We start from the raw sequence: 22,901 nt of genomic DNA, 5'->3' as shown, positions 1-22,901 counted from the left end.
CCCGCGCGAGGATCAACCTGCCCTGCCCGGCCTCGATAGCGGCTGGGGCGGCGACCTGCCCCCGATCAACCGAAGGAACTGACCATGCCGGATCTGAGCCGGAAGGACTGGGAAGTGCGTTTGCGTGCTGGCCGGTCCCTCCTGCCGGATCTGGAGCCGGTCAATCCAGAACTTGCGGCGCGGGCCGTGCGGTGCTTCGACCGGCTGCGCATTCCGGACGTGCCCGGCACGCCTGCCATGGCGCAAGCCTGTGGTGACTGGTTCCGCGAGATCGTCTCGGCCCTGTTCGGCGCGCTCGATCCCGAGACAGGCATGCGCGCCATCCAGGAGCTGTTCCTCCTGGTGCCGAAAAAGAACAGCAAGACCACCAACGGCGCCGGGCTGATGCTGACGGCTGTGATCGTCAATGAACGCCCGAACGCCGAATTCCTGATCGTCGCACCCACCAAGGAAATCGCCGATCTCGCCTTCAGCCAGGCGCTCGGATGGTGCAGAACGACCGCGCGCTGATGCAGCGGTTTCACGCGCAAACGCATCTCAAACGCCTGACCTTCCGCTCGACCGGAGCAACCCTGCAGGTCAAGGCGTTCAGCCCTGACGTCATGACCGGCGTAAAGCCGCAGGCGTGCTGGTGGACGAGCAGCATGTCATTGCCATGCGTAACGATGCGGGCAGCGTCATGCGCCAGATACGCGGCGGCATGATCTCGCAGCCTGAAGCGTTCCTCGCCATCATCACGACCCAGAGCGACGGGCCGCCTCGCGGTGTCTTTGCGCAGGATCTGATCCGCGCCCGCGAGATACGCGACGGCAAGCGCCATCAGCCGGTTCTGCCGGTGCTGTACGAGCTGCCGCCCGATATCCAGCAGCCCTCGAAACTGCCTGGCGAGGCAGCGCCCTGGGAAGATCCCGCCTACTGGCCGATGGTCCTGCCCAATCTGGGGCGGTCGATCACGCTGGACCGTCTCAAACGCGAATATGACGACGCACGCGAGAAAGGCGTGGGCGAACTGGCCAGCTGGGCCTCACAGCATCTCAATGTCGAGATCGGCCTCGCTTTGCGCTCCGATCGCTGGGTGGGTGCCGATTACTGGCAGGCCGCAGGCGATGACACGCTCTCCCTAGAGGCCCTGATCGAACGCTGCGAGGTGATCGTGGCAGGCATCGACGGCGGCGGACTCGATGACCTTCTCTCGCTTGCCGTGCTGGGCCGCGATCGCATAACCGGCCAGTGGCTGCACTGGCAGAAAAGCTGGGTGTTCGAGGGCGTGCTGGTGCTCCGAAAACGCGAGGCCAGCCAGCTGCGCGACTTCGAAACACAGGGCGATCTGGTCATCACGGCCGCGCCCGGCACCGATATCGACCAGCTGGTGGCGGTCCTCGGCATGATCGACCAGAGCAACAAGCTCGCGATCGTGGGGCTCGACCCGATGGGCGTGGGCGCCATTGTCGATGCGCTGGCCCAGATTGGTATCGCCCATGAGCGCGTGGTGGGTATCTCCCAGGGCTGGACGCTCTCGGGCGCCATCAAGACCGCCGAGCGCAAGCTGGCGGATGGCACGTTCTGCCACGGTGCGCGGCCCATCATGGGCTGGGCCGTCTCGAACGCGAAGGTAGAGCCCAGAGGCAATGCCATCATCATCACCAAACAGGCATCGGGTTATCTCAAGATCGACCCGCTGATGGCGCTGCTCAATGCGGTCACGCTGATGAGCCGCAACCCCGAGCCGCCTGATGGCGGCCGGATGGATGACTTTCTCTCAACCGGGATCATAGCCGTATGAGCATCGCCACAAGACTGCGCGGCATGGCCTTCAAGGCTGCAAGCGCGGCATTCCAGTCGGTCACGGGCGTGTCGCTGACCGATCTGCGCCTCGGTGCTTTCATGGCAGGCGGCCCGAGCTTTTCCGGCCAGAGTGTCTCGGTCGATACCGCGCTGCAGCTCGACACGGTCTGGGCCTGTATCCGGCTCCTGTCCGAAACAATCGGCTCCATGCCGCTCAAGCTGCACGAGCAGCAGGGCGACGGGCAATCGTCCCTGGCCCGCGATCATCCGCTTTACCGTGTGCTGGCCCGCGCGCCCAATGCCGATATGACGCCAATCGAGTTCTGGTCCTGCATGGCCGCGTGCTGCCTTGCCTGGGGCAATGGCTTCGCCCAGATCATGCGGCGCAGTGACGGGCAGATCGTGGCGCTCAACCCGCTGCGCCCCGACCGCATGACGGTGCAGCGTGACGGTGCGACCGGCGCCTTGGTCTATCGCTACAGCTATCAGGGCAAAACGCTCATCCTCGATGAGGGCCAGATCTTCCACATCAAGGGTTTCTGTTTCGACGGCCTGATGGGCATCTCGCCCATCACGGCCGGTCGGCAATCCATCGGCGCCGCTCTGGCTGCCGAGGAAACAGCGGGGCGCATGTTCCGCAACGGGCTACTCTCGCAGAATTACATTTCCGCCCCGACCTATCTGACCATACCGCAGAAAGAGCAGGCCAAGACCATTCTGGCCGATTATTCGGGCGCCGTTAATGCGGGCAAGACGCCCCTGCTCGAAGGCGGCTGGAAGGTCGAGAGTATCGGGCTCAAGGCCGAGGATCTGCAGCTCCTGCAAACGCGACAACTCGGGGTCGCCACGCTTTGCCGGTGGTTCGGGGTGCAGCCGGTCATGATCGGGGCCATGGAGAAATCAACGGCCTGGGGCACAGGGCTGGAACAGATGAATCTCTGGTTCCTGCAATACGGCCTCATGCCCTGGCTGCAACGCATCGAACAGGCCGTGTCTCGCTGCCTGCTCTCGCCCGCCGAACGGGACCGGTATTTTGCCCGGTTCAATGTCGATGCGCTTTTGCGCGGCGATAGCACAGCACGCGCCAGCTACATGCAGACCGCCCTGCGCTCGGGCTGGATGACCGTCAACGAGGCGCGCGCCAATGACAATCTGGCCCCCATGCCGGGCGGCGATGTGCTGATGGTGCAGGCCCAGATGATCCCGCTCACCGATATCGGCAAGCCCCGCAACCTCACCGGGCTCGGATCAGGTGGCCAGGGGCCGCCCGGCAGCAACCGAACGCCCGGCACGCAATCCGGCATCACGGGAGATGACAATGAATGAGTATCTGGCTGCCCCTTTCGAGTGGAAGTTTGCGCCCAACGCGCCCGAAGGCAGTTTCGAGGGCTATGGCAGCGTGTTCGGACACAAGGACGCGCATGGCGATATCGTGCTGCCCGGTGCCTTTGCCGAGACGCTGGCCGAACGCAAGGCGCAGGGGCGCGGCATTCCGATGCACGTCATGCACGGCTTTTTCGGCGGTGACGGTCTGCCTGTCGGTGTGTGGGACGATGCCAGCGAAGACGCGCACGGCCTGCATCTGCGCGGGCGTCTGTCGGGCATGGATACCGATTACGGGCGCAGGCTTTACGGCTTGGTCAAGGACGGCGCGCTGGGAGGCCTCTCGATCGGCTTTTCCGTGCGCAAGAACGGCGCAGCCCAGGGCACCGAGCCGGGCGGGCCGCGCCGCCACATCAAGGCGGTGGATCTGCACGAGGTCAGCCTTGTCGATGACCCGTCCAACGCGCTCGCTCGCGTGACCGAAATGCGCAGGCGTTTCTATCCGGCCGGGCCATTGACGCCGGTTCATGTGCCGGAACTGCGCACCGCCGAGAGGGAACTGGTTGAGGCCCTTCGCTCGGGCTTCAGCCTGCCCGACCCGCGCGGGGCCAGCCGGGCAAGCTGATCGCTCGGTGCATCTCTCTATCCATCCAGAACACAGAACAGGGCGCCTCGGGCGCCTTTTTTCATGAGGATCATCCTATGTCCGAATATGAACAGGCCGCCCGCGAACTCAAGGCCGCGACCGATGAGGTCAAGCGTTTTGCCGAGGCCTCGACCGCCGAGCTGCGCAACCTTGGCAAGATCACGGAAGAAACCAAGGCCAGCGCAGACAAGGCCCTGGCCGAGATGAACGGGCTTTCTGCCCGCCTGGCCGACATCGAGCAGAAGGCCGCCCGTGCAGGCCAGGAAGGCGCCCGCGAGACGCGCTCGCTCGGCCAGCGTTTCATCGAGAGCGATGAAGTGAAGGCTGCAATCGGCGCGGGTGATCGCTTCAAGGGCCGTGTCACGGTCGAAATGCGGGCCATTACGACTGACAGCGCACAGGTGTCTCTGGCACAACTGGGCTGGTGGTAGCTGATCGACAGCCAAACATCGTTACCCTGCCGACGCGTCAAATGACGATCAGGGGGCTCCTGATGCCCGGCCAGACCGGATCTAACGCGATTGACTTTGTGCAGGAGTCCGGTTTTTCCAATAACGCCGCGCCCGTAGCTGAAAATCCAGCAAGACAAAGCCACAATCGGAAATCGGATTCAGCCTCATAACGCTCGGCGTCAAGACGATCGCACATTTCGTCATGGCCTCGAAGCAGATCCTTGCTGATGCGCCCATGCTGGCCAGTTATGTGGATGGGCGTTTGCGCTACGGTCTGGCGTTCAGGGAGGAGGATCAGCTGCTCAATGGTGACGGTCGGGACCAGAGCCTCAACGGGCTTCTGAACCAGGCCACGGCATACGCCCAGCCCGCAGGCGTGACCGTCAAGAGCGAGACCATGATCGACCGGCTGCGCCTCGCCATGTTGCAGGCCACCATGGCCGAGCTGCCCGCAACCGGTCATGTGCTGAACCCGACCGACTGGACCTCGATCGAAATGACCAAGGACACGCAGGGCCGCTATGTCTTCGCCAACCCGACCGGGCTGGCCGGGCCGGTCCTCTGGGGGCTGCCGGTGGCGCAGAGCCTGAGCATGAAGGCGGGCAGCTTTCTGACGGGTGCCTTTGCCTATGCGGCGCAGATCTTCGATCGAGAGGACGCGACGGTTACGATCTCCACCGAGGATCGCGACAACTTCGTCAAGAACATGGTCACGATCCTGGCCGAGGAACGTCTCGCACTCGCCGTCTATCGCCCGCAGGCGCTGATCAAGGGCACATTCGCTGCCGCGCCTGCTTCGGGCGGCTGATCGGGGGCCGTCATGACGCTCACCCTTCTTGAAGCCCCTTCAGACGGGTTCACCCTGGCCCCGCTCGACGCCCTGCGCGACCAGCTCGCCGGTGAGCCTGCCTGCCAGATCAGTGATCCGGCGCTTTGCGATTATCTGGCCCAGGCCACGGCCCTCGTGCAGTCCATGCTCGGGCGGCCGGTTCTGGCGGGTCTGTATCGCCAGACCCTGCGCATCGGGGATGGTGAGCGCAGGCTTTCCCTGCCGTTATCCGTCACGCCGGTCATCTCGGTCAGCTCGGTCACGCAGGACGGTTTCACTCTCGACCCCGGACCGGAGGGCTGGGAATCCGGCGCGCTTTCCGGGTTGCTCTACCCCTCACTGCTCCAGGGCGCGTGGTGGTGGCCAGGGTGCTATCGTGTGACGTTCCGGGGTGGGTGGATCGTGCCCGGCATGAAAGACGCGGACGGCAATGCCCTCGCCTCGACCGTGCCCGCCGATATCCGCACCGCCACACTTTCGACCGCACGCGCCCTGTTCCACACGGCCCAGCGCGGTGATCCGCTTCTGCGCTCGGAAAGCGAGCAAGGCGTGGGGGCAAGCAGCTGGACAACGCATGATGTGGCCTCCGGCGGCCTGCCGCCCGAAGCTGCGGCGATCCTGGCCCGTTATGATTCGGCCGGTCTGTCATGAGTGCGGGCGCCAGCCGACGCAGGCGGCAGATCCTGCGGGTCGGTCGGTCCATGGTGCTAAGCCGGGCCGATCTCTCCGAAAGCGTGACCGTGACCGGCTATGCCCCGCCCCAGCAGGCGAGCCAGCTGGCGGAGGGTGCAGGCAAGGCCCCGTTTATCGCCCAGATCACCGCCGATGAAACGGCACGCAGTGGCTATGTGCCCCGTCCTAGGGACGAGCTGCGCGACGGCCTGAAAACCTACACCCTGACCGATGCCAGCCCGGTCTATGACCGGGCCACGCTCTGCGGCTGGACCCTTATCGCCTCGGGAGGCTCATGATGCTGTCCGATATTGTCTGGAATGATGCCTATGCCCGCGCCCGGCTCGTGGCAGAGGAACAGGACATCCCGCTGGTCGATGTGCTGATGCAACCGCCAGAGGACCGCCCGCCGGTTCACTGGCGTATGGAAGCCCAGGCCAGCCATTCAGACAGGCTCGGTGCAGGCGAGGACGCCATGGAAGAGCAAGGCGAGATCGCGCTGCATCTGACCGTGCGCATCGGCCGGATCTCGACCCCTGATGCCCTGACCTATTGCAAGGCGATGAGTATCGCCTTCCGGGTGGAACTGCCAGACATGCCGCAATGGCCGGTGGGGCTCTATTATGACGGGCAAAGCCTCTACCCGCCCGACCCCGATACTACCGGCAACTGGGCCACCATGAGTCTGATGATCCGGTATCGCTATCAGGACAGGACAGAGCCCCCGGCATGAGCAACGCGCGTCAGACTGCCGGATCGGCTGCCGGTCTTCCTGTCGATCGCTCGGCTTTCGCAATCGCACCTGAACCGGCTTACGGCGCCTTGCCGTCATCCGTTTATCAGCGATTGCGTCTGTCGGGGGTCGATCTCACCCTGGCGCAGGAACGGGCCTACCCTGAAGAACGCAATCCACGCGCGGAACGGGCGGAGGGCGTGACAACCCGGTTTACCGGAAGCGGAACACTCAATGGCCTGCTCTCTTTCGGCAGTCCTGACATGCTTCTGGCGGGCGCGCTGGGCAGCCACTGGCAGGATGGCACGATCGTCAACGGCATCGAGCGCATGAGCTGGACCCTGCGGCAGCGATTGGGAGACGGGTGGCTCTACCGTCCCGGCATGGTCATCCGCAGCCTTGCCCTGAGCGTTGCGCAGGGTGGTTTCGCGGCGCTGTCATGCGGCGTGGTCTATGCGCGTGAGGTGATCGTGCCTGCTGACGAGGCGGCAGCAGATGACCCGACGCCCTCCCGGCTGCCGATGCATTCAGGCGCGGTGCGTCTGGATCTCACGCTGCCGGGCCAGGTCGAGCCGGGCGTGCTGCGCAGCATCTCGATCACACTCGGCAGGGACGGTACTGCGCTCGATCATGGCGCGGGGTCGCCCTTCGCCAATGATATCCGCCCCGGCCTGTTTTCCGCCTCGGGCAGCATCGAAATCATGCTGCGTGGACACGACGCTTTCGAGGCGCTGCAATCATCCGCAATCGGCCCCCTTTCTTTCTCGATCATCGGCAGGGATGGCTATGGTTACGTCCTGTCAATTCCCAGGGCGGTGATCTGCAATCCTCGCCTCAATGCAGGCGGAAGAGGCACGATCCTCATGGCCGCCTTTGATATCGAGGCGCTACCGGGAGTCGGGTCGAGCGGAATGATTTCGGTCTCGATGGTCCGGCCCGTGGATTACAGACTGATCACGATCAATCGCGAACCGGTCCTCAATAACAATCAACCAATTACGCCCTGAGGTGTCATGTCACAGGAAATCAGTGCATCACCCCGCGTCGCTCAGACCCGCCAGGGGGATGCGATCGCCATCTCCCGCAGGATCGGTGGCGATCCGGCATTGCTCCATATCGATGCTGTCGATTTCGAGACCCAGGTGGCTGGCAAGCCGCCGCCCGAACGGAGAGCGCGGCCCTGTCGGCGCAGCTGGCAGTCGGGGCGATTGCCGCTGAAGTGGCTGCAGCAAAGGTCATGATCACCGCAGGGCTGTCGGGCGATCCACCTCTCACCTTCCGGGGCAGCTGGGACGCGTCGACCAATACCCCCGATCTCCTTGCCTCAGACCCTCGTGAAGGCGATCTGTGGATTGTCTCACAAGCCGGAACGACCGAGATCGGCGGGCAGAAGGAATGGAATACTGGCGATGCCGCCTGGTATCATAACGGGGCCTGGGCTTATTTCGCCCGCGCCGGATGGGCTGCCGTCGCTCAGACCATAACCGCGATTTCTGCAATCAGGGCCGGATCGAGCGAGATCCGCACCCCCGGATCGCAGAAATGGGCAGTCGCCTGGGTGGGCTCAACGGGTCAGGTTCTCGGTGGCATTCTCCATGACGGAACACCGCAGTTTTCATCAGACGATGCCCTGTTCGGGCCGTTACGCGTCAAGCGCGATCCCCGGAGCGGCGAAGGGACGATGCAGATCGACGCGGCACGGACCAGAAACCTGCACGCGACTGAAGCGGTCCATGCTGGCCAGGCACGTATCGGCACGGCGGGATCGGGTCGCTGGCTTGCTGCCTGGGTCGATGCGATGGGCGCCGTCATGGGCGGTATAGGGCGGGACGGGTCGCCTCTTTTCCCCGGTGCCAGGGCACAGATCGGCCCGGTGCGGATCGAGCAGGAGACTGCGGGGCACCGGCGTGATCACGCTCGATCAATCGGGAGCCGTGATCGCAAATGGCAGTGATCTGACCTTTCCCGGCGCGCATAGCCCGGCAAGAGGCAGGATTGCCGACAAGGTCGCGCGCCGTGCGCCCGGCTATCGCGACGATGAGCGGTGCGGGTTCAGGGCCGGTGATCTCTGGCAGGCAGACAGGACGCTCTATACCTGCCTGAAAAGCAGCGCCGAGGGTGCAATCTGGGATCTGGCTCGTGACGGTGCTGGCGCCTGCCCCGGCGATGTGTTCGGTACCGATCTGGCGGGAGCCTGGGGCGTGGATGCCATGATCGGCGGGTATACCGGCCCCGCCTTCGATGTCACGACGATTGCGGGGGGCGCGAGGCAGGTCACGACGATCAGTATCCTGCCGGGAGGACGCCACGATGCGGATGCACTCGCACGCGTCCTTGTCATGCGCGATACGGGCAGCCCGGCGGAGGTCACGACCCTTTACGACCAGTCTGGCCGGAATCATCCATTGACCGGCACTTACGGAAATGCGCCGAGGATCGGCGCTGTCACGGTCAACGGTCACGCAGCGATCTCTTTTGATGCCTCCGGCGCAAGGCAGCGCAGGGCTCTGGCCAATGCAGAAATTTCGGTTCCGTCATCGTCCTTTACCGCCCTGGCATTCGGAAAATGGACCGCCACCAACTCGGCGCTGAACGAGAATATCCAGCTGCTGACAGTGGGTACGTTCTCGACGATCAGCGGCATCGATGAGGATGGCAGGCTGGGCGTCCATGACGGCAAGACCTTTTTCAGGGGTGCCTCGCGCCAGAAGTGCAATCCGGGCATGGCGGGAATCAGTGCGGCTGGTGGTGTGGTGTCTGTCTGGAGCGGCGAGCAGTCGGACCCGATCGCGGTCTATCCATCCGCACTCGAGGGCAATGCGACAGGGTTCACGCTTGGAGCCTCTGGCGTGGGACAGTCCTGCAATGGTGTGCTGACCGGCGTGGTCCTTGCCAGGCGGGCGGCCACGGAGACCGATTTCAGCCGTGCGTACCGGTCGGGCGCTCTTCGCTGGGACTGGACCCCGCAGGCCCGGCCCCGTCTCTGGGCCATAGGTGACAGCCGTACGGCCGGATATCTGAGCGAGAACGGGCTCACATGGCCGACCATGATCAGTGATTATCTCGATCAGCCCATGACGGTGATCAATCTCGGAGTATCCGGTTCGAAAACCGAAGATTTCATTTCCATGACCCTGCCAGGGGTTCAGGACGATCTCGCCCGTGACCCTGATGCCTATAATCTCGCGGTCATCTGGCTAGGGATCAATGATTTTGCCGGAGGGCGAAACAAGGATGTCACCATGCAGAACATCCGGAAAATCGTGGCGGCGCTTCTGGAAGGCGGCGTGCAGCATGTCTGGGTGATTTCCGAAATCTTCGCCGGTGACCAGGAGTGGTTCTGGCAATACCTCCCCTGCGGCGAGAACCCGGATCTGACCCTTGTCGGGCCGTTTACGGCAGGAATGCCCTTGTCGCCTTTCGGCAAGACCGGCGTCGATACGATCGTCTGGCACCCTGACGGAATCCATCCGCTGCCCTCGGCAGGCAGGGTGATTGCCTCGACCCTCGCTGACTCCATCAATGCCTTTATTGTACGGGATCTCGAACGATGAATTATGTTCAGACGCATACGGTCTCCGGCCGCGCCGTCAGCTCGGCCCTGGGCTATATCTATCCGACCAGCCAGCAGCCTGCCTATGCGAGCCGGTTCAAGACGCCGCTCGAGAATATGGCCGAAAGCGGCCTTCCCGCCGTACCTTTTCTTTCGCTTCCGAAAATCGACGGGATGGGCGTGCAGCTCGGACGCGGCCTGGCCGTACCAGCTGCGTTACAAACCCCGGTTCCGGCAACAAAAGACATGACGTTCCTGTTTGCAGCCCGATTGCTGAAAGCACCGCAGGATGGCTTGTCCTATGCAGGCGCGCTGGGTGGCAATTACTACAACAGTGCAAGCAAAGGAGAATGGAACGGCGTATTTGTTACGCTCAACAAGGATAATGCCCTCGTCTATGTCTGTCCCGAGAAAGACGGCAGGATCTCGACGCAATTCGCCGGAGCCCCGCTGACGGAGACGCAGCTCATGGCATGGGGGCTCTATGTCGGGCGGATCGCATCGGACGATCAGAACACGACAGCCATGATCCGGGCAGTAACGGCAGGAACCGAACAGACGCAGACCTGGCCGGGATCACTCTACATCAAGCCCGGTGAAACGCCTTCGATCGCCCTGGGCGCCGATTATGTTCCGGTTTTCGGAATGGCGCAGTCCGTACAGATAGCCCGCGCCATACTCTGGAATATCGCGCTGACCGATGCGGAAATGGCTGCTGTAGCTGCCATGGTCAGAGACGACCTCGAACAGGACGGAATTACAGTCTGAATTCCGTCGCTCATCCTGTGTGCAGATAGTTGGAGAGGTCGCCTTGTGCGGCCTTTTTTATGGGAGTTTGTCCTCATGGCTTTTGCCGGTGCTACCAAGAATTACGCGGCCGCCTATCAGACGAATGATACGCGCATCGCTTTCGCTCTGGAAGATCAGTACGGAATCATACCAACCGGCGCCTATCAGATGGCGCGTTTTACAGGCGAAAGTTTTCGCCAGCAGTTCCAGCGCAATCGCCCCGAAGAAATCGATGATATCCCCGAAGCAGCCCAGGCGGTCACCACGCAGGTCAGTGTATCGGGAAGTCTGTCAGGCGCCCTCTCCTGGGGAACCTATGACGATCTGCTGGCAGCGGTTATGGGCGGCGACTGGGCTGATGACGGGCTGACGAATGGTCGGCTCGTCAAGTGCTGGACGATTATCGAGCGTCTGGGGGATTCCTGGATCATCCGCAATGGCGGGTTCATCCGGCAGGCGCAGCTGAATTTCAGTCAGGGCGGCTTTGCGCAGGTATCCTTCGACATGGCGTTCAAGGGCGAGAAACGCCAGGGCGCGTCACCTGCCTCCAGCCTGATCGCAGCCCCGACCGGGGATGTCATCAACACCGTCAAGGGCTTTGGTGGCCTGACGATCGGCGGGGTCGCGCCTGAGGGCTGCGTGCGCAGCTTCCAGCTCTCCCTGCAGCGCAACGGCGCTGATACCGATTACGGCATGGGCCATGCCGATGCCTGCGGTATCCGTCCCGGCGAGCTGCTCGCAACCGGCAGTCTGGAGATCTTCTTCCGCAATTACGAACTCTACGACCGCTTCGTGGATGGCCAGCAAGGGGCGATCACGGCGACCGTCCGGGACGGTCTCAATCAGGGTTACGACCTGACCTTTCTCAATGCCTCGCTGCAAAACCCGCAGATCAATGCCGGGGGCAAAAACCAGTCGGTGATTGCCAGGTTCGACCTCGAGGGCAATCCGCAGCCCGGCGGTGGCACCTTCAGCATCCGGCGCTTCAAGCCAGAGACTCCCCCGAAAGCCTGATGCTTTCGCACTTCATTTCCCGTTCAGTCACCCACTCTGAAAGCTCATAGTCATGGCAAAACTCTCCGATTTTTCCCGCAATCAGGACCGTATGCGCGAAGGCGAGACCGTCGAGGTCGGCCCGATCGGCAGCACGTTCGAAATCACCACACGCGGTTTCACCCCGCGTTATCGTGACGCCCTCCATGATCTGAAAATAGCAGCCGCCCGCAGGCTCAATCGCGGGCAGAAACCGGGCGGTCTGAGCTATAATGCCGAGAACCTGCCACCCTCCGAGGATGACCGCGCCCAGGGGCAGGCCATTGCCGATCATTGCGTGCTGGGCGTGAACGGGCTGCAGCATGATGACGGGCAAGACGTTACGCTGGACGAGTTCAGGGCCATGCTCGCCAGTGGCGAGCAGCCGATGCTGATTGCATTGGCCATCTCGGCGGCGGCCCGCGTCGGTGACGACCGCGCCCGCGAGCATGAGGAAGCCGTGGGAAACTGATCGAGGCATTGGCCTGGGAGCTGGAATTCGGCTGGTATCTCCGGCCGGAAGAAGCGCCCGAGATACGGGAGCAGCTCCTGTCGGAGCGACCGCAACTTCCGCCCGTGCTCGAACGTCCCTGGCGATGCTGGCACGAGCTGGAACATGACCGCACCTGGACCATGGAACTGATCGGGGTGGCCATGGGCAAAACCCGTGGCGTCTCCCGCCCCTCCGGCATCACCTGGAGCGCACTGGCGCTCTGGTGCCAGGTCAATGCCGTTACCGAGGAAGAACGCCCCTGGCTCATCGCACAGGTACGCGCGATGGACGGCTTTTTTATCGAACGCCGAAATGACCGGATCACCAAAGATCTCGGAGAATTCCTGAAGGGATGAGCTATGGCCCGCAAAAGCTCTGTGTCGTTCATTGAGGAAATGAACCGCTTCGTGACGGAAGAGCTATCTGTCGACAAAGCGCGCGCCCTTCTGATCGCCGATGTCACGACAGAGCGCGACCGTCTTGTAGCGTCTGGCGAGGCGTCCCGTCACTGGCAGCGTCTCGTCAATGATGTGCCCGATGCGCCAGAAACCACGCTCAGGGTCGGCGGAAGCATTGTCTATAATTTCGGACGGATCGCAGAGGCCGCGGCTTATGCGCTCGACCAGTGCCGCGCCCGGTCTCCGGTCTCGTCGGGCGCCTATCGCGATGCCTGGAGCGTTCTCGTGAACGATCAGGTCTGGACGAGGGATCTGGAAGATCTGCCCTTCGGTGCCGAGGTGATCATCGTCAATCCGGCCCCCTATGCCCGCAAGATCGACACGGGCGCCATGACGAAAATGTCTGTGCCCGCGAAGATCGTCGAATCAGTCAGGCAGTCTGTTTACCGGGCTTATCCCGGCATGACGGTCTGGCGGAGATTCATCAATCTCAGCGGTACGATCGGCGCTTTTCACGCGCCTTATCTGCTCAAGGGGGGCGCCGCGCGCAGGCTGGCCAAGCTCGATATGCGCTCATCCGCCTTTCGACGGGGGCAGAAGTACCTGGCACGCCGCAAGGATCTGGCGGCGGGACAACCCGTCACCTACCCGGCACTCATCATAAGCGATCCCGACCACTAACCGCGAAAGTCTGAACGATGACGACACGCATCTCCACGCTTATTGCCCGGCTCGAGGATGAATATTCGCAAAAAGCCGAGCACATTGCACAAAGCGCGCAGAACATGGGCGCGTCGATCGATCAGGCAGCAAAGAGCGTGGACGGGGGCAATGAAGGTCTGCGCCGGACGGCTCAGACGACGGCACAGTTTGTGCAGTCGATGGACGGGGTTCAGAAAGCAACCAACCGCACGGAAACGGCTTTTGCCCGGCTCGAACAGCGTCTCGAGCGGGCGCGATCCGATCTGGCGCAAGGGAAAATCACCCAGCAACAATATAACGACATCGTCGCCACCCAGACCGTCGCTTATGAGAAAGTCGAGGCTGCCTCGAACAAAACCATTGAAGCCCTCCGCGCCCGCGGTGCTGCGCTGGCTGGTGACGTGAGCGCCACCAAGGCTTCCAATGCCGCCCTTGCCGAAGGCACGGCGGTTGCAAAACTGACGAGCTACCAGATCGGCATTCTGGCAGGTGAAGCCCATAAATTCGCCGATCAGGTGCTCGCCGGTGGCGGCGCCATGAAAGCCGCATTCTACCAGGTGCCGAACATGGTCACGGTCATGGGGGGCTTCGGCAAGGCCACGCAGATCGTCGGCGGATTACTTATGGGGCCGGTCGGTCTGGCGGCTCTCGCTGTCGCAGCCGGTGTGGGCATCTATAAAATGGGCAGCGCAGCCGAGACCGAAGAGGCGCATCTTGCCGCGCTTGGCCAGACCCTGCGGGCCACACGCAGCGATTACACGACCATGGCGGGCGCTGCCGAAGAGGCTGCGCGACGGATCTCTGGCAAGAGTGGCCTGTCTCTCAATGACAGCCGCTCGGTCACCGCGACCTTTGCGGCCGTGCCTTCCATTAGCGGCGGCGACCTCGACGCGCTCGCCACGACCGCCCGCAACGTTGCAACGGTCCTGGGTAAGGATGTGCCCGACGCAGCCAGGGAAATGACGGCCGCCTTTGCTGATCCGGCCAGGGCTGCGGAGGATTTCGCCCAGAAAGGGCTGCTCGGCGTCCATGAGGGACTGGTACAGCAGATCCGCGATATGCAGACCAGCGGTGATCGTATGGGGGCCTGGTCGCTCCTCATGGGGCAGGTCGGCAAGGCCTCGGCCAATGCTGCCGATCAGGGCGTGACGCCTCTTCACCGGGCACTCCACGAAATGAACGTATCGCTCCATGAAAGTTTTGCCCCTCTCGGGCAGTTTGTGAACTGGCTGGGCGAAGGCATCGCAGCCGGTGCTCTCAAGGCCGTGCAAGGTATTCAGTGGGTTCTCGAGAAGGCGAAAGAGATCCGCGCATGGGAATTCGCGCAGATCGACAAGATCCCTGCAGTTCACGATTTCTTCCAGCGTCGTGAAATGGCGGCGTCCGATGTGGCAGGTATCGGCAAGACCATCGACAGCGTGGGCGCCCGTCTTGGTGCAAATAATGACGTTCTGGCCCTGGCGCATCGTATCCAGCCGATCGAGAGCGCAACAGGCCAGTACGACAGGTCAGGTCAGGTGGTGCAGTCTGCGGCAGGCGCGCTGGGCGCCATGCAGGTCATGCCCGGCAATGCCAATGGCAATGATCTGCGCACGGCCACAGGCAACGTCACGGCAGGCGTGCAGCTGCTGATGCGGCTCTATACCAAATATGACGGCAACCAGGCTCTTGTCGCCATGGCCTATAACTGGGGCGAAGGGAACGTTGACAAATATCTGTCAGGCAAGATTGCAAGCCCGCCTGAAAGTGTCGCGGCCTATGCCCAAAAGGCGACCGGGGGTGAGGTCTATGGCGCCCAGGCAATCGCCTCGCGTCAGATGCAGGTTGATGACCAGCTGCGGGGTGATGATGGCAGTATTGCCGCCAGATACGCGACCGCGAACAGGCGATAACCGCCCTGACTGCCGCCCAGAAGGCGCTGAACGACCTGCACACGACTGGCAAGGTATCAGACGCCGATTATGCCGAGCAGACGGGCATTCTGACCGACAAGATCAACAGCCAGCGCGGTGCGATCAACGAATTGCGCGACCCGTTGCAGACGCTGGCCCATCAGCAGAGCCTTGCAGCCGAAAGCGCAAGAACCTACTCGGCCGCCGAGGCTGCCATGGTCCAGGTACACCAGCAGGTCGAGGAAGCCGCGCGCCGCATGGGGCAGGAACACGCCACAGCCGCCCAGCTGGCCGAGGCTGAAACCCGTCAACAGGCGATCCTGACAAATCAGTTCAACCAGTCGGTCGCGGCCATCAATGAGCGCACACAGGCCGAGCAGGATCTGCTTGCTGGCTATGACGCTTCGAAAGGCTCGCTCACACAATACCAGCAGGCGATGGAGGCGGCCGAGAAGGTACGCGCAACATCGAGACAAGGAACGGCCGAACAGGCCCGGCAACTGGAAATCCTGACCGGCTCCATGAAATCGGCCACGGCCTCGCAGGTCGATATGGCCAATGCAGGCAAGCTCTATGGCCAGTCGCTGGATCTGGAGGTCATCAAGGCCCAGACGGCGGCGATAGGGCAAAACAGCGATGCGGTTTCGGTCCAGATCGCGGTGATGAAAGAACGCAACCGCATTCTGAAAGAAGGGGGCAACGTCAATACGGAAACAAATCAGGCCTATCTCGCCAATGTGGCGGCCATCCAGACCGCGACCAATGCCTACCAGCACCAGAAATCCGTTCTGGACGATCTGACGGGAAGCCTGGAGAGCATGTTTGACACGCTCACCAACAGCGTGACCCAGGCCTTTGTGCAGGGCAGCAAGGGGGCGGTCAGTTTCAAATCGGTCCTGCAGGGGCTCCAGACGCAGATTGTCGGCATGGTGGCGAAACTTGCCCTGATCAATCCGGCGCTCAATGCGCTGGATGGCGGCACGCGCAACACGATATCAGGTGTTTCCGATGCGTTGGCCTCGGGGGGCTCGATCGGCAATGCGGCCAGCAGCGTCTCCATCCCCGGTGCCGGCACAGCCGCAAGCAGCGTGACCAGCTCGGGCGGCTGGCTGTCGAACGCGCTCGGGACAAAACTCTTTGGCACCGCGACGGTGGGCAAGCTGTTCGGCGGTCTCGGTGGCGGGTTCGGGATCGGTTCGGCCCTCGGCAATATCGGGGGCGGAACCTATGGCATGATCGGCTCTGGCGCCGGGGCCGCCATTGGTGCCGGGATCGGCTCCCTTGTTCCTGGTATCGGAACATTGATCGGCGGTATCGCCGGGGGCGGCATCGGTGGCCTTCTCGGCGGGCTCTTCGGTCACAAGAAGAATCCGTACACGATCGATCAGGTTCTGCTCGAAGGCGACCAGTTCAGCATCGGCAGGACCTGGAACCAGAAGCAGACCGACAGCATCACCGCACAGCTCAAGGCCGAGATCCAGAGTCTCAACACCATGATGACAAGCCTCGGCTGAAGGCCGAAAACGCCTATCTCGGCACGGTACGCGACGATCCGAACAACAAGGATGCGTCACAGCGTTCGGTGAGCCTCAGGGATCTGCTTGGCGGGGTGAAGCTCCGCAGTGATGACAACCCGACATTCTCGCAGGCGCTCTCGCAGGGGATGCCCGCAAGTTTCGACAGTGTTGCCTCTTTCCAGAGCGCCGTCACGCAGCTGAAAACCATGGCCGATACGGTCGATGCGCTGGGTGTGGCCGTCTCGAAGTTCAACAGTGACGGCACGGTCACGGTCTCGGGCTTTACCACGGCGACGGGTGACCTGCGCACGGCGCTTGATACCATGCTCAACGGCAAGACGGTCTCGACCAGCGATCTGCAATCACAGGTTGCGACCATCACCGAATTTGTCACCAACACCATGCCCAATCTGATGAAGGCCACGGTCAACGGCCAGCAGAGCTGGGTCGACCAGATGGAGACGCTGAAAAAGACCTATGAGGCAGCGGCGAGCCAGGCCAGTTCCTACGGGCTCGACGGCAACGCGCTGAATGACAAGTTCAGCACGCTCTATCGCCAGGGCTATGAGCAGAACATGCTGAGCCTGTCCGAAAGCGCGCAATCGGTCCAGGCCCGTCTTCTGGCGGCGCAGGGCAATCAGGAAGGGGCCGATCTGGCGAATTTCGACCTGTCCGCCATGCAGCAGCAGCGCCAGCTGGCCGAAAGCTGGAAAGGGTTTCTTGGCGAGGCCTATGCAGGCAATGAAACCTATCTCCAGCAGGCTGCCGATCTGGAAAAGACGCTGGGTGCCGAACGTCTGGCCATCCAGAAGCAATATGCAGACAAGGCTGCGGATGCTGCAAAACAGGCCGCAGAAGCGGCAAAGCAGGAAGCCGAACGGGCAGCAGAACAGGCCAGGCAGCAGCGCGATCAGGCTGAAAGCTCGGCAGCCTCAGTGGTCAGTAATCTGCTGGACTTTGCCAAGGGGCTGAACGTTTCAAGCTATTCGCCGCTCTCGGCAGAAGCACAATACCGGGCACCAATGACAATTTCAGCTCTCTCGCGGCTCAGGCGCAGCAGGGTGATTACAATGCTCTGCAATCCCTGCGCGGTGCGTCAGAAACCTTTCTGGCGCAGAGCCAGAGCTACAACGGCTCTGGTCGCGACTTTGTCAATGATTACACGCGCATCCAGCAAGTCCTGCAATCGATCGGGAGCATCAAGCCTGACACGATTACTGAATCTGCTCTCAGGGCCATGCTGGCCAGCAATAACCAGACCCTGGCCGAATTGTTGCGACGTCTTCTGGAGACCGCAAACAGGCAGCTGGCCGAGCAGCGCCACCTGGCGCAGGGCAAGCCAGTATGAGCGGCGTCCTGTTTCATACGGTCGAGATCGATGCAGAGTGCCCGCTCGATGTTGCCTTTGCCAGAGGGTATGGCACCAGGCCCGCGGCCTGCGTCACCTTGTTGCCGTTTCGGCGCAGCACGACAGACACGCTGCGTCTTGCGGATGCGGGATATGTGGATGAGGCTGGCCAGGTGTTTCCGCCCTTGCTGGCCGAGGCTTTTGCCATTGATCGCAGGCTCGATCTGTCGCCCGCCTCGCCCTCGGTCCGGGAAAGCTGGGGGGCGATTACGCTTGCCAATCCGGACGGGCGTTTCGATGCGCTGATACATGACCGGGTGATCGACCGTATGCCCATTCGCATTCGTTCCGGTTTCAAGATACACGATGCAGAGCGTCAGATCGATCTTGATCCGTCCAGTTCTGCCTTGTGCCCGTATTCAGCGGGCTGGGCAGTCCCTGGCAGCCGGATCGTCTGGCTGTGCAGATTGCGCTGCGCGAAGTATCGGGCTGGCTCGATGAGGTGATCATGCCGGTCGGTTCCTATGCCGGGTCCGGTCGCTTCGGTGGGGATGCCAATGTCAGAGGGCGATCCATGCCACGCCTGCGCGGTACGGCACTCAACCTGACACCGGTTCTGATTGATGCGGTCAATCTTGTTTATCAGATCAGTGATGGACCGGGTTCGGTCACAGCTCTGTATGAAGGCGGGTTTGCCGGAGGCATCGCCTTTTCTGGCACAGTGGACGATCTCTATGCGTCACCACCACCGCCCGGCACATGGCAGATGCAAAGCAGCTCGGGCGGCCTGTTTGTCCGGCTGGGCACAAAGCCTGTCTATGCCATCACGGTTGATGCTGCCGGGGATTTCCCCTCGGGGGCAGCGCCGCGCACAGTCCTGCCGCTCCTGCGCCAGATGCTGATCGAGGATCTGACCATGCCCGCGCAGTGGCTTGCCGGATCGTGGGAGGATTCGCGCGAGGCGGGCTGGTACTGGGATGGAAGTCAGGCCGTAACAGGGCGTCAGGTCGTCAATACCTGGCTTTCCGGGCTGGGTATCCGTCTGGTGCCAAGCCATGAGGCACGCTTGCGCCGGTACGTCTGCAGATGCCTGACCATACGCCCGATCGGGTGCTGGCGGCAGATGAGGTCACGGCATTATCGGGTATCGCCCTCGATAGCGGTCTCTCCCCGCCGCCTTACAGATGGCGTGTCGGGTACGCGCATAACCAGACCGTGCAACAGGGCGGCAGCGCCCTGCACCCGCGTATCACGGCCGAGCGGCAGAGTTTCGTGCAGCAGGAAGACCGGGTGGCAACATGGTATCTGCCCGCCATCAAGCTGCGCTACCGCCAGCCGGGCGATCTGCCGGTCATGGCCACCGCCCTTCTGAACGAGGATGACGCACAGGATGTGGCCAACGAGCATGGCGCACTCTGGGGGTCTGAGCGTTATCTCTGGAGCGTCACCCTGCCACGTTCCGTGGCAGGCGGTATCGACCTGGGCCAGGCCCTGCGGCTTGATCTGCCCGCACCGGGCCTGCGTGGAGGCATAGCCGGGCTGGTGATCGGCGAGCAGATCCGCTCGGCCGAAGCGACTGTGACCCTGACCATCCTGGTCTAGGGCGCGTCCTGGTCAATCTCACGCATCACATTACGTCAATGACTGAAAGGAGCGGCTATGGCCGATGCCTGGACCTGCGCGTTCGGCGCGGAAAATGCGCTCATGGGCGCAGCCTTGCAGGGCAATGACCAGGTGACAGGCTTGTCTGTCACCAATCTGCAGAACGATCAGGGGGCGGCTTCAACGGCGTGGCGGGTACCTGGAACAGAGGCGTATCTCATCGCCCGCTTGCCACGCCCGGCAGCCTGTCGCGGGTTCTCGTTCCACCGTACCAATCTGACGGCCGGGGCGCGTTATTCTCTTGTGGCGCGCGTCGGCGATACGCCGGTGGTTATTACAGACGGCCAGATCTCGAATACGGCTGGCGGGCAATTTCTGGTTGTATTCCCGGCAGAATTCACCATTACACAGCTCGATATCTCGATCAGCGATCCGGGCAATCCGGACGGGTTTCTGTCCTTTCCGCTGGCCTATCTGGGGCCGCTCTGGCAGCCCGAGCGGAATATGAGCTGGCAGGGCAACGAGAGCCAGCAAACCACCATCGACGAGACCACGAGCCTGTCGGGGGTGGAATATCCGACTCTGCGCTACCGCCAGCGCGTGCTCTCGATCGATCATCAGTCCCTCAATGCTGCCGAGCTGCCGAAGATCCGCACGATCGAAAGCGTGGCCGCTACCGGGCGGAACATCCTTTTCGTGCCGGATCTGTCTGCCCCCGATCGCAACAGCGCGATGATCTTCGGACGCCTGACGCCAGGCGAGATTACCTGCCCGGCAGGGGCCGCAGACCGGCGTGCCACGACCATGACCATCAGGGAGCGTCTGTAATGCCGAAATTCGCGTCCTTCGTTCTGGAAACCGCAAACAATCCCGGCACCGGCCCCTTTGCGCTGAGTGGCGCGCCAGCCGGTCGGCGTGGCTGGAGCCGTGTTTTCGAGGATGGCGAGGTTTACTATGTCGCCGATGACGGCACCCAGGCCGAATGGGGTATCGGTCGTCTGACCCATGGGCGACCTGCCACGATCTCACGCGAGCGCGTGCTGGGCACGACACAGGACCGGAAGGATCGGCTGAACTTCACCGGGCTGGTTTATGTCTATTCTGACCGGCCTGCCGAGGTCGTGCCTCTTCCTGTCACGCAAGGCATCGAAACAGTTCCTGATCAGATCTGGACCAGTGCGCTGCAGACGCTCGGGGAGGTCGATGTAACGGCAAGCGGAACGACGCTCAGGGCCGATTTCAATGCGAATGCCCAGATCTGGGGGGCGGTCGCAGGCGATTCATGGCTGGCCGTGCGCACGGTGATCGGTATCTGGGCAGTTGATGCACAGGGGAACATCCCGGCACAGCCGATCGCAGCCGCTGGCGCCAATACACGGGTCGAACGTTCCTACAGCCAGACGATCACAGCGAGCACAATTGCGGTCGGTCTTACTCCCGGCTCGAAGCTTCGCATCGGTGCAAGCGTGCAGATTCTTGCCGGAAGCCAGGGCAGCACCCCTCTGACTCAAAATCTGCGAGATGCCGCCTTTACATGGCTTTCAGTCTGAACGAACAGGAGGATAACATCATGCGTATGCAGGAATCCTGCCTCGGCGGGGCCCTTGCCCTGTGGGCCTGCCTGCTTCTGGCGCTGCCCCGGACGGATGTGACATGGCCCGGCATCGGGCAGCTTCTCGCCATTCTGCCCCGCGCCGATGATCCAGCACTGATCTATGCCCTGCTTGCCTGGCTGACGGGCGGTGCGCAGATCGTGGGGGCATTGTGCAATCATGCCGCTCTGCGTCGCGCCTCGGCGATCGCGGCGTTCACGGCCTGGGCGTTCATTGCCTTCGGACTGATCGCCCCGACCGCGCTTGTGCCTGCGATCGCGGCCTATGGCGCACTTGCCCTGCTCAATATCCGGGCAGCGCTGGGGAGAATGGGCAATGCCTGAGAACCTTACCCCGCAGCCCTGGTGGGTCGCGGTGATCGGCGGGCTGCTTTTCACCATCCGCTGGCTGATAGGCTTTGGCGCATCGAGCGCAAAAGCCACCATTGAATCGCAGAAAGAGGATCTGGACCGGCTGAATGCTCGCGTGGACAAGCTTGAAGAACGCGAGGAAGAGAATCTCGCGCTGATTGAGGAATTACGGGCGCAAAACGCCATGCTGCGTGAAGCGCTGGGGCGAGCTGGTATCGCAATTCCTGACCGCGATGGGGCTCAGGAGCGTCCCGCGCACCGCAATTGCACATAAATTCGCTGCGACGAGCCTGCATATAATCAGAAAGAAAAATGACATGACGGATTCACTGGAAATTGCCCTGGCGCTTTTGCGTCGGGACGATATCGAGGGGCTGCGTCTCGCGCCCTATCTATGCCCGGCTGGTTACTGGACCATCGGGATCGGCAACCGCTTTCTGGCCAACGGCACGCCCGTCACGGCCAGCACGAAACCGATCAGCGAAGCCGAAGCCGTGGCGCTGGCCCGGCAGACGCTCTCCGGGCTGCGCACGACATTGCGCGATGCAGTCTCGGTGCCGCTCAAGCCATGGCAGGAAGGCGCGCTGCTGTCCTGGCAATTCAATGTGGGCAGCGCGGCTATGCGTAACTCCACACTCGTCTCCTTTCTCAACTCCGGAAGCTACACGGAAGCAGGATTGCAGCTCCTGCGCTGGGACAAAGCCACCGTGAAAGGGCGGCTCGTCGTGCTACCGGGGTTGCAAAAGCGCCGCCGCCTTGAATTTTCCGTCTATTCCGGCCGCCCGGTCGCAGGCGTACCGTTCACGGTCTGACAGATCGCATTTTCTCCCAAATTTACAAAAAAGGAGCCACCAGCATGGATCTGGAATGGCAGCAACTTTATGCGTCCGTCCTTCCTTTTATTCCTGCCGAAATTGCCAGTGATCTGACACTGATCGGCACTTTTCTTGTTTCGTTATGCGCCATCGTGGCGCGGTTCTGGCCGCGCCCGGCTCGTGGGTCGAAATGGCTCTTCGTCTATCTGCTGATCAATTACATCGGGATGAACAGCAAGCACGCGTCCAACGCTGATGACGCTCAAAAACCAAAATAGCGAAATAACAGCAGCAAACCCGGGATCACTCCGCAGCGCGCTGCTTATGCCAAATGTCGAAAATGGAATTTACGGGTTT

Annotated in this window: 31 protein-coding genes; all 31 read left to right on the top strand. The window is 62.3% G+C overall.

Going from position 1 to position 22,901, the window contains the following annotated elements; all coding sequences use genetic code 11:
- Window positions 1-84 precede the first annotated feature (84 nt).
- The 31 genes from JCM25354_RS21540 (at window position 85) to JCM25354_RS02720 (ending at window position 22,822) form a co-directional block, all read left to right on the top strand.
- Window positions 85-510, top strand: a complete 426-nt coding sequence (locus JCM25354_RS21540) for a terminase large subunit domain-containing protein (RefSeq protein WP_035446612.1) — start codon at window positions 85-87, stop codon at window positions 508-510.
- A complete protein-coding gene (locus JCM25354_RS21535) occupies window positions 486-704 on the top strand; it encodes a hypothetical protein (RefSeq protein WP_199899892.1) in 219 nt (72 codons plus the stop codon). The genes JCM25354_RS21540 and JCM25354_RS21535 overlap by 25 nt, the downstream gene beginning before the upstream one ends.
- Window positions 656-1,783 carry a terminase TerL endonuclease subunit gene (locus tag JCM25354_RS16180; protein ID WP_199899891.1) on the top strand — a complete coding sequence of 376 codons (1,128 nt, stop codon included), beginning with the start codon at window positions 656-658 and terminating at the stop codon, window positions 1,781-1,783. The genes JCM25354_RS21535 and JCM25354_RS16180 overlap by 49 nt, the downstream gene beginning before the upstream one ends.
- Complete coding sequence (locus JCM25354_RS02840) at window positions 1,780-3,111, top strand: phage portal protein (RefSeq protein WP_025884888.1); 1,332 nt, start codon at window positions 1,780-1,782, stop codon at window positions 3,109-3,111. Before JCM25354_RS16180 ends, JCM25354_RS02840 begins: the two co-directional genes overlap by 4 nt.
- Complete coding sequence (locus JCM25354_RS16175; protein WP_199899890.1) at window positions 3,104-3,733, top strand: HK97 family phage prohead protease; 630 nt, start codon at window positions 3,104-3,106, stop codon at window positions 3,731-3,733. The genes JCM25354_RS02840 and JCM25354_RS16175 overlap by 8 nt, the downstream gene beginning before the upstream one ends.
- A gap of 77 nt (window positions 3,734-3,810) precedes the next feature.
- On the top strand, window positions 3,811-4,185 hold the full coding sequence (locus JCM25354_RS22010) for a hypothetical protein (RefSeq protein WP_243443845.1): 375 nt from the start codon (window positions 3,811-3,813) through the stop codon (window positions 4,183-4,185).
- 172 nt (window positions 4,186-4,357) lie between these two features.
- Window positions 4,358-5,014: a phage major capsid protein gene (locus JCM25354_RS22005; protein WP_369345714.1), complete on the top strand. Its 657-nt coding sequence runs from the start codon at window positions 4,358-4,360 to the stop codon at window positions 5,012-5,014.
- Window positions 5,015-5,026: 12 nt separating this feature from the next.
- Window positions 5,027-5,686, top strand: a complete 660-nt coding sequence (locus JCM25354_RS19765; protein ID WP_051537171.1) for a hypothetical protein — start codon at window positions 5,027-5,029, stop codon at window positions 5,684-5,686.
- On the top strand, window positions 5,683-6,006 hold the full coding sequence (locus JCM25354_RS02825; RefSeq protein WP_025884886.1) for a hypothetical protein: 324 nt from the start codon (window positions 5,683-5,685) through the stop codon (window positions 6,004-6,006). Before JCM25354_RS19765 ends, JCM25354_RS02825 begins: the two co-directional genes overlap by 4 nt.
- Entirely contained in the window at window positions 6,003-6,440 is a 438-nt protein-coding gene (locus JCM25354_RS02820) for a hypothetical protein (protein ID WP_035446611.1), read from the top strand. Before JCM25354_RS02825 ends, JCM25354_RS02820 begins: the two co-directional genes overlap by 4 nt.
- Complete coding sequence (locus tag JCM25354_RS02815) at window positions 6,437-7,447, top strand: phage tail tube protein (RefSeq protein ID WP_025884884.1); 1,011 nt, start codon at window positions 6,437-6,439, stop codon at window positions 7,445-7,447. The genes JCM25354_RS02820 and JCM25354_RS02815 overlap by 4 nt, the downstream gene beginning before the upstream one ends.
- 6 nt (window positions 7,448-7,453) lie before the next feature.
- A complete protein-coding gene (locus tag JCM25354_RS02810) occupies window positions 7,454-7,681 on the top strand; it encodes a hypothetical protein (RefSeq protein ID WP_025884883.1) in 228 nt (75 codons plus the stop codon).
- Window positions 7,660-8,394, top strand: a complete 735-nt coding sequence (locus tag JCM25354_RS02805) for a hypothetical protein (RefSeq protein ID WP_148301353.1) — start codon at window positions 7,660-7,662, stop codon at window positions 8,392-8,394. Before JCM25354_RS02810 ends, JCM25354_RS02805 begins: the two co-directional genes overlap by 22 nt.
- Complete coding sequence (locus JCM25354_RS02800) at window positions 8,348-9,994, top strand: SGNH/GDSL hydrolase family protein (protein ID WP_025884881.1); 1,647 nt, start codon at window positions 8,348-8,350, stop codon at window positions 9,992-9,994. Before JCM25354_RS02805 ends, JCM25354_RS02800 begins: the two co-directional genes overlap by 47 nt.
- Window positions 9,991-10,761 carry a hypothetical protein gene (locus JCM25354_RS02795; protein ID WP_025884880.1) on the top strand — a complete coding sequence of 257 codons (771 nt, stop codon included), beginning with the start codon at window positions 9,991-9,993 and terminating at the stop codon, window positions 10,759-10,761. Before JCM25354_RS02800 ends, JCM25354_RS02795 begins: the two co-directional genes overlap by 4 nt.
- A gap of 75 nt (window positions 10,762-10,836) precedes the next feature.
- On the top strand, window positions 10,837-11,796 hold the full coding sequence (locus JCM25354_RS02790) for a phage tail tube protein (protein WP_025884879.1): 960 nt from the start codon (window positions 10,837-10,839) through the stop codon (window positions 11,794-11,796).
- A gap of 52 nt (window positions 11,797-11,848) precedes the next feature.
- Entirely contained in the window at window positions 11,849-12,286 is a 438-nt protein-coding gene (locus JCM25354_RS02785; protein WP_025884878.1) for a hypothetical protein, read from the top strand.
- A gap of 8 nt (window positions 12,287-12,294) precedes the next feature.
- Window positions 12,295-12,663 (top strand): phage tail assembly chaperone, encoded by a 369-nt coding sequence (locus JCM25354_RS02780; RefSeq protein ID WP_025884877.1) that lies wholly within the window; start codon window positions 12,295-12,297, stop codon window positions 12,661-12,663.
- Window positions 12,664-12,666: 3 nt separating this feature from the next.
- Window positions 12,667-13,386: an HK97 gp10 family phage protein gene (locus tag JCM25354_RS02775; RefSeq protein WP_025884876.1), complete on the top strand. Its 720-nt coding sequence runs from the start codon at window positions 12,667-12,669 to the stop codon at window positions 13,384-13,386.
- 17 nt (window positions 13,387-13,403) lie between these two features.
- Entirely contained in the window at window positions 13,404-15,299 is a 1,896-nt protein-coding gene (locus tag JCM25354_RS02770) for a lytic transglycosylase domain-containing protein (RefSeq protein WP_025884875.1), read from the top strand.
- Between the two features lie 215 nt (window positions 15,300-15,514).
- Window positions 15,515-16,813 carry a phage tail tape measure family protein gene (locus JCM25354_RS02760; RefSeq protein ID WP_025884874.1) on the top strand — a complete coding sequence of 433 codons (1,299 nt, stop codon included), beginning with the start codon at window positions 15,515-15,517 and terminating at the stop codon, window positions 16,811-16,813.
- Window positions 16,814-16,881: 68 nt separating this feature from the next.
- Entirely contained in the window at window positions 16,882-18,327 is a 1,446-nt protein-coding gene (locus JCM25354_RS19760) for a hypothetical protein (protein WP_025884873.1), read from the top strand.
- The gene (locus JCM25354_RS21280) at window positions 18,320-18,670 is read left to right on the top strand and encodes a hypothetical protein (protein ID WP_051537170.1); all 351 of its coding nucleotides are present in this window, start codon (window positions 18,320-18,322) and stop codon (window positions 18,668-18,670) included. The genes JCM25354_RS19760 and JCM25354_RS21280 overlap by 8 nt, the downstream gene beginning before the upstream one ends.
- Window positions 18,625-19,536 (top strand): hypothetical protein, encoded by a 912-nt coding sequence (locus JCM25354_RS19750; RefSeq protein ID WP_051537169.1) that lies wholly within the window; start codon window positions 18,625-18,627, stop codon window positions 19,534-19,536. Before JCM25354_RS21280 ends, JCM25354_RS19750 begins: the two co-directional genes overlap by 46 nt.
- Window positions 19,518-19,766: a hypothetical protein gene (locus JCM25354_RS19745; RefSeq protein WP_051537168.1), complete on the top strand. Its 249-nt coding sequence runs from the start codon at window positions 19,518-19,520 to the stop codon at window positions 19,764-19,766. The genes JCM25354_RS19750 and JCM25354_RS19745 overlap by 19 nt, the downstream gene beginning before the upstream one ends.
- A gap of 57 nt (window positions 19,767-19,823) precedes the next feature.
- Complete coding sequence (locus tag JCM25354_RS02745; RefSeq protein ID WP_025884872.1) at window positions 19,824-20,594, top strand: hypothetical protein; 771 nt, start codon at window positions 19,824-19,826, stop codon at window positions 20,592-20,594.
- Entirely contained in the window at window positions 20,594-21,316 is a 723-nt protein-coding gene (locus JCM25354_RS19740) for a hypothetical protein (protein ID WP_025884871.1), read from the top strand. The genes JCM25354_RS02745 and JCM25354_RS19740 overlap by 1 nt, the downstream gene beginning before the upstream one ends.
- A 20-nt stretch (window positions 21,317-21,336) precedes the next feature.
- A complete protein-coding gene (locus tag JCM25354_RS02735) occupies window positions 21,337-21,702 on the top strand; it encodes a hypothetical protein (protein WP_159103432.1) in 366 nt (121 codons plus the stop codon).
- Complete coding sequence (locus tag JCM25354_RS02730) at window positions 21,695-22,003, top strand: hypothetical protein (protein ID WP_025884869.1); 309 nt, start codon at window positions 21,695-21,697, stop codon at window positions 22,001-22,003. Before JCM25354_RS02735 ends, JCM25354_RS02730 begins: the two co-directional genes overlap by 8 nt.
- A 43-nt stretch (window positions 22,004-22,046) precedes the next feature.
- Window positions 22,047-22,541 (top strand): lysozyme, encoded by a 495-nt coding sequence (locus JCM25354_RS02725; RefSeq protein ID WP_025884868.1) that lies wholly within the window; start codon window positions 22,047-22,049, stop codon window positions 22,539-22,541.
- Between the two features lie 44 nt (window positions 22,542-22,585).
- Complete coding sequence (locus JCM25354_RS02720; protein ID WP_025884867.1) at window positions 22,586-22,822, top strand: hypothetical protein; 237 nt, start codon at window positions 22,586-22,588, stop codon at window positions 22,820-22,822.
- Window positions 22,823-22,901: the final 79 nt, after the last annotated feature.

The sequence above is a fragment of the Asaia prunellae JCM 25354 genome (assembly GCF_000613885.1).
GTDB classification, from domain to species: Bacteria; Pseudomonadota; Alphaproteobacteria; order Acetobacterales; family Acetobacteraceae; genus Asaia; species Asaia prunellae.
Note: the sequence above shows the minus strand (reverse complement) of the source record. Positions and strands in the feature narration are given on the sequence as shown.

Bases quoted from the DNA above. Each gene is read 5' to 3' on its own strand.
- JCM25354_RS02730 (WP_025884869.1), top strand. From the start codon at position 21,695: ATGCCTGAGAACCTTACCCCGCAGCCCTGGTGGGTCGCGGTGATCGGC.
- JCM25354_RS02760 (WP_025884874.1), top strand. From the start codon at position 15,515: ATGGTCCAGGTACACCAGCAGGTCGAGGAAGCCGCGCGCCGCATGGGG.
- JCM25354_RS02745 (WP_025884872.1), top strand. From the start codon at position 19,824: ATGGCCGATGCCTGGACCTGCGCGTTCGGCGCGGAAAATGCGCTCATG.
- JCM25354_RS02810 (WP_025884883.1), top strand. From the start codon at position 7,454: ATGTCACAGGAAATCAGTGCATCACCCCGCGTCGCTCAGACCCGCCAG.
- JCM25354_RS21535 (WP_199899892.1), top strand. From the start codon at position 486: ATGGTGCAGAACGACCGCGCGCTGATGCAGCGGTTTCACGCGCAAACG.
- JCM25354_RS02820 (WP_035446611.1), top strand. From the start codon at position 6,003: ATGATGCTGTCCGATATTGTCTGGAATGATGCCTATGCCCGCGCCCGG.
- JCM25354_RS19765 (WP_051537171.1), top strand. From the start codon at position 5,027: ATGACGCTCACCCTTCTTGAAGCCCCTTCAGACGGGTTCACCCTGGCC.
- JCM25354_RS02720 (WP_025884867.1), top strand. From the start codon at position 22,586: ATGGATCTGGAATGGCAGCAACTTTATGCGTCCGTCCTTCCTTTTATT.
- JCM25354_RS19745 (WP_051537168.1), top strand. From the start codon at position 19,518: ATGGCCACCGCCCTTCTGAACGAGGATGACGCACAGGATGTGGCCAAC.
- JCM25354_RS02815 (WP_025884884.1), top strand. From the start codon at position 6,437: ATGAGCAACGCGCGTCAGACTGCCGGATCGGCTGCCGGTCTTCCTGTC.
- JCM25354_RS02735 (WP_159103432.1), top strand. From the start codon at position 21,337: ATGCGTATGCAGGAATCCTGCCTCGGCGGGGCCCTTGCCCTGTGGGCC.
- JCM25354_RS02785 (WP_025884878.1), top strand. From the start codon at position 11,849: ATGGCAAAACTCTCCGATTTTTCCCGCAATCAGGACCGTATGCGCGAA.
- JCM25354_RS21540 (WP_035446612.1), top strand. From the start codon at position 85: ATGCCGGATCTGAGCCGGAAGGACTGGGAAGTGCGTTTGCGTGCTGGC.
- JCM25354_RS02770 (WP_025884875.1), top strand. From the start codon at position 13,404: ATGACGACACGCATCTCCACGCTTATTGCCCGGCTCGAGGATGAATAT.
- JCM25354_RS02790 (WP_025884879.1), top strand. From the start codon at position 10,837: ATGGCTTTTGCCGGTGCTACCAAGAATTACGCGGCCGCCTATCAGACG.
- JCM25354_RS02775 (WP_025884876.1), top strand. From the start codon at position 12,667: ATGGCCCGCAAAAGCTCTGTGTCGTTCATTGAGGAAATGAACCGCTTC.
- JCM25354_RS02825 (WP_025884886.1), top strand. From the start codon at position 5,683: ATGAGTGCGGGCGCCAGCCGACGCAGGCGGCAGATCCTGCGGGTCGGT.
- JCM25354_RS22010 (WP_243443845.1), top strand. From the start codon at position 3,811: ATGTCCGAATATGAACAGGCCGCCCGCGAACTCAAGGCCGCGACCGAT.
- JCM25354_RS02840 (WP_025884888.1), top strand. From the start codon at position 1,780: ATGAGCATCGCCACAAGACTGCGCGGCATGGCCTTCAAGGCTGCAAGC.
- JCM25354_RS02795 (WP_025884880.1), top strand. From the start codon at position 9,991: ATGAATTATGTTCAGACGCATACGGTCTCCGGCCGCGCCGTCAGCTCG.
- JCM25354_RS16175 (WP_199899890.1), top strand. From the start codon at position 3,104: ATGAATGAGTATCTGGCTGCCCCTTTCGAGTGGAAGTTTGCGCCCAAC.
- JCM25354_RS16180 (WP_199899891.1), top strand. From the start codon at position 656: ATGCGTAACGATGCGGGCAGCGTCATGCGCCAGATACGCGGCGGCATG.
- JCM25354_RS19740 (WP_025884871.1), top strand. From the start codon at position 20,594: ATGCCGAAATTCGCGTCCTTCGTTCTGGAAACCGCAAACAATCCCGGC.
- JCM25354_RS02725 (WP_025884868.1), top strand. From the start codon at position 22,047: ATGACGGATTCACTGGAAATTGCCCTGGCGCTTTTGCGTCGGGACGAT.